This is a genomic window from Leisingera sp. ANG-Vp (assembly GCF_000813725.1).
Lineage (GTDB): Bacteria > Pseudomonadota > Alphaproteobacteria > Rhodobacterales > Rhodobacteraceae > Leisingera.
This window is the reverse complement of the sequence record NZ_JWLD01000020.1, coordinates 139,476-153,044: the sequence shown is the minus strand read 5'-3', so window position 1 is coordinate 153,044 and position 13,569 is coordinate 139,476. Positions and strand designations below refer to the sequence as shown.

The following is a 13,569-nucleotide window of genomic DNA, read 5'->3' as shown; positions in this document are numbered from 1 at the left end:
TTCCGTTGGTTTTTATAAGATTAGGCGAGTCTTCCTAAGGAAAGACTAAGCCCGCGCGCCCAAGTCATTCCTTGGGCACGGAACCGTTGCGGCCTGCCAGGACAACGCTGATCGTATAGGCGGCTTCAGGGCTCAGACCTGCCATGATTCCCGCTGCGGCTTCCGGCTGCATCCGGGCTAGGAACCCTGCGGCAAAGCCGGGATCCATTTCCTCGAACAAGGCCGCGGCCTCCTTGGGCTTCATCTGCTCATAGACTGTTGTCAGCCGGGTCACATCCGCCTCAGTGGCACCATCCGCAAGGGCAAGGGTGGCGCGAAGATTCTCCTCCGCTTCCTGCAGTGCCGCAAGTTTCTTGTCGATCGCCTGATCCGCAATTTCCAGCGCTTTCATCCGGTCCTGGATTTCCGCCTCGCGGGCCGCCAGGGCCTGCTCCCGTTCCTGGAAAGCCGCCAGCATCGTCTGCAGCTCGGCTGAGGATGGCATGGCGTTCAGCGGCGCCTCACCCTTATGGGCCATCGATTCGCTGCCCGGGTCCTGAAGACTTGCCACTTCGCGGGCGATAGCCGGACCGGCCTCAAGACCCAGCCGCACGGCGGCGGATCCCATCAGCAGAACAGCCAGCATCATCAATGTGCCGCCGCGCCGCAACCGCCTGGATTTTTTTGCTTTCTTTGACATCACGCGACCCGGTTCTGACTGCGGTTGTGACGCACGAACATCAGACCCGAAGGCTTGGCATCTTCCGATTCTTCCGCCCCTGGCTGCGAATCGGCGTCATAGGCAGCAGCCATAGCCTCATCTTCGATGTCAGGCTTAACCGCCGCTGCGCCGCCGGCCTCTGGAATGTCATGCATTGATGCCATCATCAGCTCCAGTCTCTGAGCAACCGTTTCAGCCCGGCCTGTCAGCTGCTGCAGCGCCTTGCTGGAGCCGTCAGACACCTGCTGCGCCGTCTGCAGCGACTTGTTCAGGTCATCCACCTGAGCGGACAGAACAGCAACCGCGCCGCCCACGCCCTTTTCCAGGTCATTAAACCGCTTCAGCCGGCGCGACAGCACCAGACAATAGAATCCGGCGCCCAGCGCTCCGGCCGCAAGCAGGATATCAGCAATAATGTCCATCCTGTCCTCCTAGTTCAGTACGAAATCCATGATCAGCAGATCGCGCACCCGGCCCTGGCCGGTGGCAATGTTGATCCGCCGCAGCATCTGCGCTCTCAGTTTCGGCAGCGCCATCGGATCGGTCAGATCCTCTATCGCCAATGCTCTCAGGTAGCTGTTCAGGACATCGATAACCCGCGGGAGGATTTTTTCGACCTCGGCCTGGTGGGCAAGGTCGACCTCAAGTTGCGCGCGGAACCGCAAATGCTTGATACCGCTGGCTTTGCGCAGGGTAATCAGAATCGGGTCCATTTCGATAAAGGCAAGATTGGCGATATCCTCCGCCGTCTCACCATTGTCCACGCCTTCTGGCGCCGCTTCGGCCGCTGGCGCCATTTCGGGCGCCGCCTTTTGACCAAAGGGAAGAAGGCCTGACTGAACGGCAAAGAATCCGCCGCCGCCGCCGACAAGTGCCAGCACCACCCCGATGATCAGGGGCAGTTTGCTTTTCTTGGCCGGGGCTTCTGCTTCTGTATCTACTGCAGCGTCTGTCATGGCTATCCCTAAAACGTCGTGCTCCTCTTCATAACCCGTGAGGAACTAACCGAATGTTAAGGCCGATCCGTCAAAAAGGTTGCACGCCGGACAGAACGCCGGTGCGACGGAGGTTAATGTGCAGCAGATCAAGAATGTCTGGGCAGAAATGGACATGCGAAAGCGTCTGATTGCCGTGGGAGCCACGGTAATCATGATTCTCAGCGTCATCGCGATGTCCCATGTGGCAAGCAAGCCAACAATGACTCTGCTTTATGCCGGGCTGGAAAGCGGTTCAGCCGGTGATGTGGTGCGAGCGCTGGAACAGCGCGGCACTCAATATGAAGTGCGCGGCGGCTCGATTTACGTGCCGTCTGTGCAGCGCGATGAACTTCGCATGACTTTGGCCAGCGAGGGCCTGCCCGCCAACGGCGGCAAAGGATATGAACTGCTCGATTCGCTGAGCGGCTTTGGCACCACATCGCAGATGTTTGATGCAGCCTACTGGCGCGCAAAGGAGGGTGAGCTGGCCCGGACCATTGTGGCCAGCCCGCATGTCAGCCAGGCCCGGGTGCATATTGCCAACACCGGTTCGAATCCCTTTCAAAGGACGGTCGAGCCCACCGCATCGGTCTCGATTGTTCCGATGGGTTCGCCGATCACCCCGGCCCAGGCCAATGCGATCCGCTTCCTGATTTCCTCGGCTGTCACCGGGCTGGCTGTGGAAAATGTCGCGGTAATTGATGCCAACGGCGCGCTCATCGGCTCGTCGGATGCCACGGCGGCAGCGGGCGCCGGCACAGATGACCGTTCGCAGACGATTCGGGAACGGGTTATGCGCCTGGTCGAAGCCCGCGTCGGCCAGGGCAACGCTGTGGTCGAAGTGAGCGTTGAAACGGTTACCGACACCGAATCGATCCGCGAAAAGCGGGTGGATCCGAAAAGCCGGGTTGCCGTCAGCACCGATGTTGAAGAACGCGCAGACTCCTCCAGCAACCAATCTGGTGAAGTCACCGTTGCCTCTAACATACCCGACGGCGATGCAGCGTCCGGCCAGGGGTCCAAGGCGAACACCAGCGCCACCCGCGAGCGGATCAACTACGAGATCTCCGAAACCGAAAAAGAAATCCTCCGCGGCCCCGGCGCCATCAAACGCCTGACAGTTGCGGTGCTGGTCAACGGAACCGCGGTTACCAACGATGCAGGCGAAACTGTGTTCGAGCCGCGCCCGGACGAGGAGCTGGCCGCGATGCGGGAGCTGATTTCCGCGGCTGTCGGTTTTGATGCCGAACGCGGCGACGTCATCACCCTCAAGTCGATGGAACTGCCGGCCGTTGAGCCGCAGGGCTCGGTGGCGACCTCCTCCTTTATGGACAATCTCTATTTCGACGCGATGTCGCTGATCCAGATTGCGGCACTGGCCATTGTCAGCCTGATCCTGGGCCTGTTTGTGGTGCGCCCGATCCTGTCGAATCAGGCGGCTCCGGTTGATGCCCTGCCTGCACCGGACGACGGGGCACTTCCTGGTCTTCCCGCTCTTGGCGGCGACGGCGGCTTCATGACCGCTCCGGACCTGGGCGCAGGCCTCGCGCTGGATGGTGAAATTGAAAACGGCGACGGCCAGTTCGAGCCGATGGGCGATCTGCCGGGCATGGGCACTGGCGACATGCTGGGTGCTGCTGGCCTGCCAGGGCTTGGCGGCGGCGGCGGTGATCCGGTCGACCGGCTGCGCAATCTGATTGGCGAGCGGCAGGAAGAAACCGTCCAGATCCTGCGCGGCTGGCTGGAAGAGAATAAGGAGCAGGCCTGATGACTATTGCCCACTTGCTGGAAGACTTCGGATTCAACACGCCGGCGGCTCCGCCAGTACCTGAAGTGTCCGAGGAAGTCATAGAAGAGCAGCGCCTGGCGTCCTTCGAGAAAGGCTACAGTGCCGGCTGGGACGATGCGGTAACCGCGAAGGACCAGGAAAGCAGCCGGATCTCCGCCGAGCTGGCCAATTCGCTGGAGGATCTCAGCTTTACCTACCATGAGGCGCAAAGCCAGCTGCTCGATTCGCTGGATCCGATGTTCAAGGTTCTAACCAGCGCCATTCTGCCGGATGCCATGGCTGCCTCCTTTGGTCACCACATCGTCGATCAGCTTGCTGAGATGGCCAAGGGGCAGACTGATCAGCCCATGCAGATCGTGGTCGCACCGGGCGAAGGGGCGGCAGTGCGGAGCCTGCTGCCGCAGAATTTCTCGGTGCCGGTTACGGTCCAGGAAGACGCCGCCCTGACTCCGGGCCAGGCCTACCTGCGCATCGGCAGCTCTGAATGCGAAATCAATTGCGACGCCCTGCTCGAATCGATCCAGGACTCGATTGAAGCCTTTACCTATCACGCCAAAGAGGACAGCCAGTATGGATGATGCGGCCGATCTGAACATGAAATCCGCTGAAGCAAGCAACCCTTTTGTTTCGGTCCCCGTCGAAGTGGTTGTCTCGGTCGGCAAGGCCCGGCCGCTGATCCGCGACCTGGTCAGCCTCGGCGAGAACGCAATCCTCACATTGGACAAACGGGTCGAAGATCCGGTGGACCTTTATGTCGGCGACCGTCTGGTTGCCCGCGGCCAGCTGGAAGAGCTGGAGGGTGAGCAAGCCGGCCAGCTGGCGGTGCGGCTGACGGAAATTGCCGATCTGCAAAGCGGTTTGGGATGACACATAAGACCTTTGTGCGGGCGGCGCTGGTCTCAGCCCTGCTGCTGGCCTTGCCGCACACCGCCCTGGCTCAAGAACTGAGCCTTTCACTGGCAGACGGCGAATCGATTTCAGCCCGTTCGATCCAGCTGATCCTTCTGATTACGGTGCTCAGCCTGGCCCCTGGCCTGCTGATCATGATCACCTGTTTTCCGTTCCTGGTGACAGTTCTGTCGATCCTGCGCCAGGGCATCGGACTGCAGCAGGCACCGCCCAATATGCTGATTATCAGCCTGGCACTGTTTCTGACCTATTTCGTGATGGAACCGGTGTTCACCGAAGCCTGGACCACCGGAATCAACCCCCTTCTGGAAGAGCAGCTGGAGCCCGGTGAAGCGATCTCGCGCAGCCTGGAACCGTTCCGCGCCTTTATGGCCAACCGGCTTGACCCGGATACCTTTTACGCCATTGCTGATCTCAGGCCGGAAACCCAAGGTATGGATCCGGTGCCCGAAGCGCCGCTTTCTGCGCTGGTCCCCAGCTTCCTGCTGTCGGAAATCTCCCGCGCTTTCCAAATCGGCTTCCTGATCTTCCTGCCCTTCCTGGTTATCGACCTAGTGGTCGCAGCGATTCTGATGTCGATGGGGATGATGATGGTGCCGCCGGCCATTGTGTCGCTGCCATTCAAGCTCGCCTTTTTCGTTGTCGCCGATGGATGGAGCCTGATCGCAACCGCCCTGGTGCGCAGCTACTACCCCTGAGATACCTGAACTCTGCCAAAAGCCCGGGCACACTGTGCGCCCGGGCTTTTGGCGTCCGCGATTACAGCAAAACCGATTGAGTTCCCGCAAAGGCCTCCTGCCCCAGGCGAACTGCTTTTCCTGTGTTCACAGCCGCGAATGAAGTCTCTAGCAACGAGAAACTCTCCCGCTGCATTTCCTGCCCCTGTGCCGACCGGGCACCTGAACAACAGCTATTCTAACAGCAGGGCAGCCTCTGCAACCTGGCAAGAATGTATTTCCCCTGCAAATCATAGCGGCGCACAGCGGCCAGGCATCAGATGCCGCCTCTGGTGCAGCCCGGACGTGTCCCGGAGGCCTTAGGCGCGCTCCCTGGCAATACCACCCGCACAACAAAAATCCCTGGCTTTGCACTTAAAGCCAGGGAGATCATCAGGGTGAGGCGATACGGTCAGCGGACGACGAACTCCGCATGCAGGGCTCCCGCAGCCTTGAGGCTCTTCAGGATATCAATCATGTCCCGCGGGGACACACCCAAGGCGTTCAGGCCGGCCACAACCTCGGACAGAGAGGTCGTCTCCGGCACTTCGGCCAGTTGGATACCCTCTTCTTCCTCGATGGCGGCGCCGGTGCGCGGAACTGCAACCGTCTGCCCGTTGGCAAAAGGATTGGGCTGCACCACCAGCGGTGTCTCTTCGATCCTCAGTGTGAGGTTGCCCTGGGCCACGGCCACACGGGAGATCCGCACGTCACTGCCCATCACAATGGTTCCGGACCGCTGGTCCACAACAACCCGCGCCTTGCGCTGAGGCTCAACCAGGATATTCTCGATCCGGCCGACCGCATGGGCAGTGGAGCGTGCCCGCGTACCGCGGATGTCCACTTCTACGGTTCCAGAGTCCCGCATCAAGGCAACGTTGCGGCCGAATTCGTCGTTGATCGCCCGCTCAATCCGGCCCGCGGTCGTAAAATCCGGTTCGCGCAGCGCCAGCCGCATCGAGGTCAGCGAGGCCAGATCAAAATCGATCTCCCGTTCGACACGGGCCCCCGAGGGGATAACACCCGCGGTTGGCACGCCCTGGGTCACCTGAGCGGCTTCACCTTCGGCCACCGCACCGCCTGCAAGAATTGTGCCCTGGGCAACGGCATAGATCTGGCCGTCAGCGGCATTGAGCGGCGTCATGATCAGCGTGCCGCCCAACAGGCTTTTGGAATCGCCGATAGCCGACACTGTCACGTCAATGGTGCTGCCGACCCGGGCAAACGGCGGCAGCGTCGCGGTCACAAAGACCGCAGCCACGTTCTTTGGCCGGAATTGCTCGCCGGTCACGTTGACGCCGAGCCGCTCCAGGATGTTGGACATGATTTCTTCGGTGAACGGCGAATTGCGCAGGCCGTCGCCGGTCCCGTCCAAGCCAACAACCAGGCCGTAGCCAACCAGGTCGTTGCCGCGGACACCGTCGAATTCAACCAGGTCTTTGAGGCGGATGGTGCTTGCCTGCGCCACTGCGGGCAGCAGGAACAGGCAGGTGAGGAGGAAGCGAAAAAATACCAGCATCAGAGATAATTCATAAGTGAGAGCTGCGAGCTGCGCGACGTGATCATATAGAGGCCTTCCAGCTGGGCCTGCGCTTCCTCCAGCCGGGTGTAGGTCTCATAGGGATCGGCGGAAACCAGGTTGTTTCTGACAATGCTCAGACTGGTTTTCGAGGCCTCGTTGCGGGTATTGATTGCTTCGAGCTGACCCTCGATGAAACCGGTATCAGCCTGCACGTCAATCAGCCGGCTTTCGCTTTCCGAAAGTTCGGTGCCGGATTTGATCACCAGATCAATCTGCACGTCTGCGGTCAAACCCAGGCTCGGCTCGTCTGCCAGCGCCGTAATGACATAGCTTTGCAAGGTATGTTTGAGATTGTCATCATCGGCCCGGATCCCAAGCAGGACCTGCTCACCTTCGCCAACCGTTACCGGCTGCAGAGAGGTTGTCGACCCCTGGTACATGACAGTGTCGAAACCGGTTGGATCATCGAACCAGTCCTTGACCGCCTGGATGATATCATCAGCTGTTGTCAGGCCACCCACTTCGGCAAGAATGGCGGTCATCAGCGTATCGGCATCATTGAGCGGCTTGGTGTCGGTCGCGGTGCCGGAAAAAACCGTGCGCCCGCCAACTGACGTGTTGAAAAGGCTGATTGCGCTGGACAATCTCTGATTGGCTTGGTCGCCAAATTGCTCAGCGTTGGCCTCATCCATGGCCGGCGCAATAGTCAGGATGTCGTTGCGCATCGCCTGGACCTGGCTTTGCACCTTGTCCATGCTGCCCTGCATGGCGGTGGCAAAAAGCTGCAGCTCGCCGTTCGCAACCATATAGCTGTCCAGGCGTTTCAGATTGCTCTCAAGGTCGGCAAGATATGTGAAATCACCGCCCAGCCGTTCGGTCAGGTTAGCCGATTTTCCTGTGGAAAACTCCTCTGAGAGCGTGGTGATATTCTGCTGCAGCTCAGTGTTGCGGCTGCGGAGGAAGAGGTGCTGCGCCATATCGCCGTAAGAATTAATTATCATGCGTCAGATCCTCAGAAGTGTGTCCATAAGTTCGTCAATGACCGTGATCATCCGGGCATTGGCGGCATAAAATTTCTCGACCAGCATTAGGTTCTGCAGTTCTGCATCGGTGTCGACGCCCAGCGCCAGCTCCGCCTGGCTCAATTCGTTGAAACTGGTGGCGGCAAAGGTTGAGGCCCGCGACGCGGTCTCATTGTCCTGAGCAAAGCGCGACAGCAGATTTGCGCCAAGCGTGATCGCCGTCATATCCGCTGTGCCAAGCCCGACCGACGAGATCGTCCGGGTGGTGTTAAGCGCATCGGAATAGGCCTGTATCAGGCTGGAATCGCCAGGATCACCTGGGGCCGCAGCATAAAGCCCGTCGCGGAACCGCCAAGTCTCTCCGGTGCCGTTCAAATCTACCAAATCATTCAGCTCGATCCGGTTAGAAATACCGGTGAAATTTGCTGGGTCGTAGAACCCGCCGTCATCCGTGAAAATTCCGGCATCTGTTGCGCCGATCGTCGCATCCAGTGCTGGATCCTGGAAGCGTTCGATCAGGTCTGCAGCCATCGTGTCCAGATCTTCCTGAGCCTCAACAGCAATGACGTCGCGTATTTCGAACTGCGCAGTCAGTGTGCCGCCCCGCAACGGGCCGTCCACGCTTGTGTCAATCGGCTTGCCATTGACCTCCAGCCCGGACAGCAACCCGTTGCCGAGCGTCATATGCGGCATGATATCACGGGCCGGCGTGAAGCTCAGCTCTGACGCCGTGTGATCCAGCAGCATCACCCCGCCGGAAGAATACAGCGTCACCTGCCCGTTATCACGGCGGACGACGTTGACAGGAATGATCGCGTTCACCTGATCAATCAGCTGATCCCGCTGGTCCTGCATCGAGACGGCATCCATGCCGCCCGCCTCCACTACCATGATCCGGGCATTGAGCTTTTCAATCTCCTGAAGCGCCTGGTTCACCGTGTCGACTTGGGCGCCAATCGCATTGTCGGAAATGACCCTCAGATCACGCAGTCCTTCGGCGGTCCGGGCAATCGAACTGGCCAGGGAATCCGCCTTGACCGCAAGGTCATTCAACCGCGGCTGCGAGTCCGGCCGAGAAACTGCTTCGATCAGCGAGGATTCAAAATCCGACAGCTGCGAGGCCAGCGACATCTCGTCGTCGACTGTGCCGACCAGATCGGACATCCGGTCAAAGAAATCGGACTGCACTTTTGCTGCCCCGTAGTCCGCCTCAGCAACCCGGCGGTTGGAAATCAGAACCGGGTCGTTGAGGCGCTGCACCGACCCGACCTGGACGCCGGATACTCCAGCGCCAGGGGAATTTAAATCCAGGACTCTGCGGGTGTAGCCCGGAGTCAGCGCGTTGGCCAGGTTTTCAGAGACCACCTGCGAGGAACGGCTGGCCGCAGTCAGCCCGCTCATCGCGCTGTTCAGCGCGGAATAGATAGACATGTTCAGCCTGCTTTCGTGAAGCCAATGTCAGAGGGTATCAAGCGCGTTAGCGCTTGATATTGGTGGTTTCCTGCAGCATTTCGTCCACGGTCTGAATAACCTTGGCATTGGACGAATAGGCTCGCTGGGTCTGGATCATGTCCGTCAGCTCGGTCGCGACATCCACGGCCGATTCTTCCTGGGCATACCCCAGGATCTCCCCTGTCGGCCCGTCACCGGCATCCCACAGGTAGAAATCGCCGGATTCGTCGGTCGGCATATAGGTTTGCGAATCCAGGGCCCGCATGCCGTTGATGCTGGACACATCCGCCAGCGGCACCTTGTAGATCACTTTGCTGTCGCCGGAGTCATATTCGGCAATGACTTCGCCGGATTCGTTGATCTCAACCGAGACAAAGGAGCCAACCGCGTTGCCGTCTTTTACCGTTGTGCCAGGCACAAACTCGTCGCCAAGCTGGCTCAGACCGGTGTTGCCGCCGATCAGGCCGATGTTGATTTCGACCGGCCCCCCGGCGACGTTGATGGTCACAGAGCCAGCGGTCGCGTCATACGCCCCGCCGGTAACGGTAGCCACGTTGGCCAGGGATCCGCCTGTGGTACTGCTGTCATCAAAAGTCAGCGTATACTCGCCAATGACGGCCGCACCTGTCGCCGAATCCACGATCTCCACAGTCCATTCATTGTCCGCGGCACCGGTCGGAGTATAGGTAATGGTCAGCTCTTCCGACCGGCCCATGTTGTCAAAATACTGAACCACCTGCTCCTCTGCGGCGCCGGGTGTGGCGGCCAATGCGCTATCGGCAGGGAGGTTTGCTGCAAGGCTGATTTCTGTTGTCGGTTCGGCAGACAGGCGGTTGAGGTCGACGTGGATCGGCTCCAGGGCATCGTCGGTGTCACGCGCCGCATCCGGCACGGTGCCGTCAGCCAGTGCGGGCCAACCCATCAGCACGAGGCCGGATTCCGTCGTCAGGTACCCATTGGAATCAGTCCGGAAGGAACCTGTGGTGGTCAGCATCATCGTCGGGTCGCCGCCGGCCTCCACTTCAGTGATCGAGGCCACGGGCAGCATACCGCGGCCGCGCACCGCAAGATCGGTTGCATTGTTGGTTGAGACCAGCGGGCCGCGCTCGTCAATCAGGCGCACATTGGTCGCGCGCACACCGCCCGCAGAATAAGTTCCGCCAGAACCCGACAGCACCATGGAATGGAAATCGGTCTGCACCCGCTTGTACCCGCGGGTCGAGGAGTTGGCGATGTTGTCGGAAATGGAAGCCAACCGGCTGGCGTTGGCGCTCAATCCTGAAACGCCCGCGTTCAGCGACGAAGAAATGGTCATAGCACGCCTTTCTGCTGCATCTAATCATTCTGGATGCAACAGCTAGCGCAGGAGCGATTAACGGGCGGCTAACAGATAAAATACGATTTTTCTGCCAGCCGTCCGTTTCAGTGATTTCAGCGGGTTACTCGCGCAGGAGGATGATTTCGATCCGGTTGTTGCGGGCCGCCATCGGGTTTGCAACAGCCAGCTTGCGATCCGCATGGCCGGTGACCCGGTGTATCCGCGCCGCCGCCAGACCGCCCGATTCGAGCAGCATGCGGGTCTTGTCGGCCCGTGCATGGGACAATTCCCACACAGGGTTATTGGCCAGCACAACCGGATGCGAGCGGATATGGCCGCCGATCGCGGTATTGCTGCCAATGCCTTCGGATACCCGGGCGATCATCCGGATCAGATCCCGGAACAGAGCGGTCGGCTCTGCCTGCCCGTCTTCGAACAACGGCCCGTCGTCGGTGGCGAACAGCTCAATGATCAGCCCTTCATCCGTAACCCGGGTCACAATGTGGCGGGCCATCTCAGTTGAGACCATGCTCTCACCGCCGCGGCCCGAAAGCTGCTCTTCAATAGCGCGGAATTTGGAGTCCTCTTCCTCGCGCTTTTCGTCGGCCCCGACTCCGGTGTCGCCCTGCGCCTGCTGCGCATCCATCGGATTGACATCCGTCGCTCCGGTGCCGGACTGCGGCTTGATTTCCTCGGTGAACATGCTGTCCCCTTGGAAGGCCCCGTTGCCGCCGCCGGAGACCCGGCTCAGCGGAATGGACGGCGAGAAGTAATCCGCCAGGCCCTTGCGTTGTTTTTCCGTTGTCGCGTTCAGCAGCCACATCAGCAAAAAGAAGGCCATCATGGCGGTCACAAAGTCGGCATAAGCCACTTTCCACGCGCCGCCGTGGTGGCCATCGCCACCGCTGACTTTTTTCTTCTTGATGATAATGGGCGCCACATTGCCTTGTGCGCTCATGTTCACCACCACTATTTCACCCATCCCCGGAATAGCAGGCGGCGCGTTAAATGGGCCTTAACAATTAAATTTGCCGGCAGTTCACCGGAGCAGGCGCACGGGTCTGATGCATCAGAAGCAAATTGGCTGTCATGCAAGCACGCCAAGGGTTGAGCTTTTGCAAATGGAGAAAGAGGAACAGTCCAGCCGGTCTCCTGCCCATAGTTGCAGGGGCGTTGAGAAAGCTGTGCGGACCCGCCCAGCAGAGAGCCCCGGAAGCAAGTGAGGTTGCTGCCCGGGGCTCTTTGCATCGCCGCACCGGCTCTCAGTACCGGCGCAGCGCCCGGCCCAACCGCGGCGGCACATTCTGTGAAGGCATCCAAACGAGCGGCAGCATTCCCGCCAGGCTGTCAGGAGGCCCGGCTGTAGCGGACCCCTTCCGGCATATGCGCATCAAATCCGCTGGCAATGATCCGGGTCAGCGGCCGGCCTTCGGGCAGTATCTCCAGGGCCTCATCCGTCAAACGGACAAGAGCGCCGAACCGCTCAGCGACCCGGCCCAGATCCGCATCAAGCACATCCGTCAGCGAACCAAACCGCTGGCGAAGCTCTTCCCGGCTGATCCTGAATTCACACATCAGCATCTCGATGGCGCGGCCGCGCAGCAGGTCCTCTTCGCTCATCACATGGCCGCGCGCCCCGGCCAGCCGGCCGGCCTCGATGCGCTGCACATAGGCCGGTGTTGCCGCCGCGTTCTGGATAAACCCGCCAGCGAAGCGGGAAATAGAAGAGGCACCAAATCCAATCAGCGTGGGGCAGGCATCATCTGTGTAACCTTGGAAATTACGCCGCAGGTGGCCGCTGCGGGCCGCGGCCTCCAGCCCGTCTCCGGGTTTGGCAAAGTGGTCGATCCCGATCGGCGCATAACCTGCCGCGGCAAATGCCCCTGACGCCTGCTCAGCGAGATGAAACCGGGCGAAGTCATCCGGCAGCGTCTCCTCCTTGATCAGCTTCTGCCGCTTGGCGACCCATGGCACATGGGCATAGCCGAACAGTGCCAGCCGGTCCGGATCAAGGCTCAGCACCTTCTTCACTGTGTCCGCCATCCGTGCCGGCGTCTGATGCGGCAGCCCGTAAACCAGATCCGCATTGAGCGACCGGATCCCCGCTGTGCGCAATTCTTCCACACAGTCCCGCGTCACGTCATAAGGCTGCTGCCGCCCGATCGCCTGCTGCACCAGCGGATCAAAATCCTGAATTCCGATACTGGCCCGGTTCATGCCTTCGGCCGCCAGGGCGGCAATCTTCTCTGCATCCACCAGGGCTGGATCGATCTCGACTGAGAACTCCCAATCCTCCGTTTGCGGGAACACAGCCTTTACGGCCCGCGCCAGACGATGGATCAGGACGGGCGGCAGTATCGTCGGGGTGCCGCCGCCCCAATGCATCCGCCCCATCCGCACGCCTTTGGGCAGCAGCGGCGCCACCAGTTTCAGTTCCTGTTCCAGCGTGCCAATGTAGCTTTCCACCGGGCTAAGCGACTGGGTGCCCTGGGTGCGGCAGGCACAGAACCAGCACAGGCGCTCGCAGAACGGAATGTGAAGATAGACCGAGACCGGCACATCTGGGTCAAGACTCTGCAGCTCCCGGGCCTGATCCGCATCGCCCACGGCAGCGGAAAAGACCGGCGCGGTCGGGTAAGAGGTATAGCGGGGCACCCGGCTGTCGAACAGCCCGAGGGAACGGAGGCGATCAATCTGTTTCATGACTGTCCTATGCCTCTTTTCCGAATCCCGCACTTTGCGCAGGATCAAACCCCGCGGCAGCGGCAGAATTCTCACTGCTGTCTGGTTGAGGCCGTCAACCATCTGTCCGCACTCGGAAAAATCACCACAGCGGCGGAAGGAAGAAAATTTCGCTGCAATGCGGTTTTTTCCGTTTGACGCTGCCTGCGACTCCGCTTATACGCCCTCCTCACGACACCGGCCCAGGTGGCGGAATTGGTAGACGCGCTAGCTTCAGGTGCTAGTGTCCGTATGGACGTGGAGGTTCGAGTCCTCTCCTGGGCACCAAAACTCTTCTCCCACTCTCTCAGTATATTTGACGGGTCTCTCTTCCGGGCCCTGCATGCCGTCTGGATATTTGCCAGCCTCGCATTTGCCTGCCTGGGATTGACACGATACAGCCTGCAGTAAAATCAAGTTGTGAAGCAGCGAAATTCAGGGTC

The 13,569-nt window shown here is 60.2% G+C and carries 13 protein-coding genes and 1 tRNA gene; 5 read left to right on the top strand and 9 right to left on the bottom strand.

Annotation, left to right across the window (positions count from 1 at the left end):
• Positions 1-64: 64 nt before the first annotated feature.
• Genes RA20_RS08420 through RA20_RS08410 form a run of 3 tightly spaced genes read right to left on the bottom strand, consistent with a single transcriptional unit; the run spans position 65 to position 1,656 of the window.
• On the bottom strand, positions 65-679 hold the full coding sequence (locus RA20_RS08420; RefSeq protein WP_039126736.1) for a MotE family protein: 615 nt from the start codon (positions 677-679) through the stop codon (positions 65-67).
• Entirely contained in the window at positions 679-1,122 is a 444-nt protein-coding gene (locus RA20_RS08415; protein ID WP_039126733.1) for a hypothetical protein, read from the bottom strand. The genes RA20_RS08420 and RA20_RS08415 overlap by 1 nt, the downstream gene beginning before the upstream one ends.
• A 9-nt stretch (positions 1,123-1,131) precedes the next feature.
• Positions 1,132-1,656: a flagellar basal body-associated FliL family protein gene (locus RA20_RS08410; protein ID WP_039126731.1), complete on the bottom strand. Its 525-nt coding sequence runs from the start codon at positions 1,654-1,656 to the stop codon at positions 1,132-1,134.
• Between the two features lie 118 nt (positions 1,657-1,774).
• On the opposite strand from RA20_RS08410, the gene fliF reads away from it, so the two are divergent.
• From fliF to fliP, 4 genes are read left to right on the top strand one after another with little or no spacing between them, the layout of a single operon-like run.
• Positions 1,775-3,445 (top strand): flagellar basal-body MS-ring/collar protein FliF, encoded by a 1,671-nt coding sequence (gene fliF, locus RA20_RS08405; protein ID WP_039126842.1) that lies wholly within the window; start codon positions 1,775-1,777, stop codon positions 3,443-3,445.
• A complete protein-coding gene (locus tag RA20_RS08400; protein WP_039126729.1) occupies positions 3,445-4,044 on the top strand; it encodes a hypothetical protein in 600 nt (199 codons plus the stop codon). The genes fliF and RA20_RS08400 overlap by 1 nt, the downstream gene beginning before the upstream one ends.
• On the top strand, positions 4,037-4,333 hold the full coding sequence (locus RA20_RS08395) for a FliM/FliN family flagellar motor switch protein (RefSeq protein WP_039126727.1): 297 nt from the start codon (positions 4,037-4,039) through the stop codon (positions 4,331-4,333). Before RA20_RS08400 ends, RA20_RS08395 begins: the two co-directional genes overlap by 8 nt.
• The gene (gene fliP, locus RA20_RS08390) at positions 4,330-5,073 is read left to right on the top strand and encodes a flagellar type III secretion system pore protein FliP (RefSeq protein ID WP_039126724.1); all 744 of its coding nucleotides are present in this window, start codon (positions 4,330-4,332) and stop codon (positions 5,071-5,073) included. Before RA20_RS08395 ends, fliP begins: the two co-directional genes overlap by 4 nt.
• Before the next feature lie 430 nt (positions 5,074-5,503).
• Here fliP and RA20_RS08385 read toward each other — a convergent pair whose 3' ends face one another.
• The 6 genes from RA20_RS08385 to hemN all read right to left on the bottom strand — a co-directional run bounded on the left by RA20_RS08385 (position 5,504) and on the right by hemN (position 13,108).
• On the bottom strand, positions 5,504-6,610 hold the full coding sequence (locus RA20_RS08385) for a flagellar basal body P-ring protein FlgI (RefSeq protein WP_039126721.1): 1,107 nt from the start codon (positions 6,608-6,610) through the stop codon (positions 5,504-5,506).
• On the bottom strand, positions 6,610-7,614 hold the full coding sequence (locus RA20_RS08380) for a flagellin (protein WP_039126718.1): 1,005 nt from the start codon (positions 7,612-7,614) through the stop codon (positions 6,610-6,612). The genes RA20_RS08385 and RA20_RS08380 overlap by 1 nt, the downstream gene beginning before the upstream one ends.
• Before the next feature lie 3 nt (positions 7,615-7,617).
• On the bottom strand, positions 7,618-9,066 hold the full coding sequence (gene flgK, locus RA20_RS08375) for a flagellar hook-associated protein FlgK (RefSeq protein WP_039126716.1): 1,449 nt from the start codon (positions 9,064-9,066) through the stop codon (positions 7,618-7,620).
• A 46-nt stretch (positions 9,067-9,112) separates the two neighbouring features.
• Positions 9,113-10,402: a flagellar hook protein FlgE gene (locus tag RA20_RS08370; RefSeq protein WP_039126714.1), complete on the bottom strand. Its 1,290-nt coding sequence runs from the start codon at positions 10,400-10,402 to the stop codon at positions 9,113-9,115.
• A 124-nt stretch (positions 10,403-10,526) separates the two neighbouring features.
• Positions 10,527-11,363 carry a flagellar motor protein MotB gene (locus tag RA20_RS08365; RefSeq protein WP_039126712.1) on the bottom strand — a complete coding sequence of 279 codons (837 nt, stop codon included), beginning with the start codon at positions 11,361-11,363 and terminating at the stop codon, positions 10,527-10,529.
• A gap of 389 nt (positions 11,364-11,752) precedes the next feature.
• Positions 11,753-13,108: an oxygen-independent coproporphyrinogen III oxidase gene (hemN, locus tag RA20_RS08360; RefSeq protein ID WP_039126709.1), complete on the bottom strand. Its 1,356-nt coding sequence runs from the start codon at positions 13,106-13,108 to the stop codon at positions 11,753-11,755.
• 219 nt (positions 13,109-13,327) lie between these two features.
• On the opposite strand from hemN, the gene RA20_RS08355 reads away from it, so the two are divergent.
• Positions 13,328-13,414, top strand: a tRNA-Leu gene (locus tag RA20_RS08355).
• Positions 13,415-13,569 lie beyond the last annotated feature (155 nt).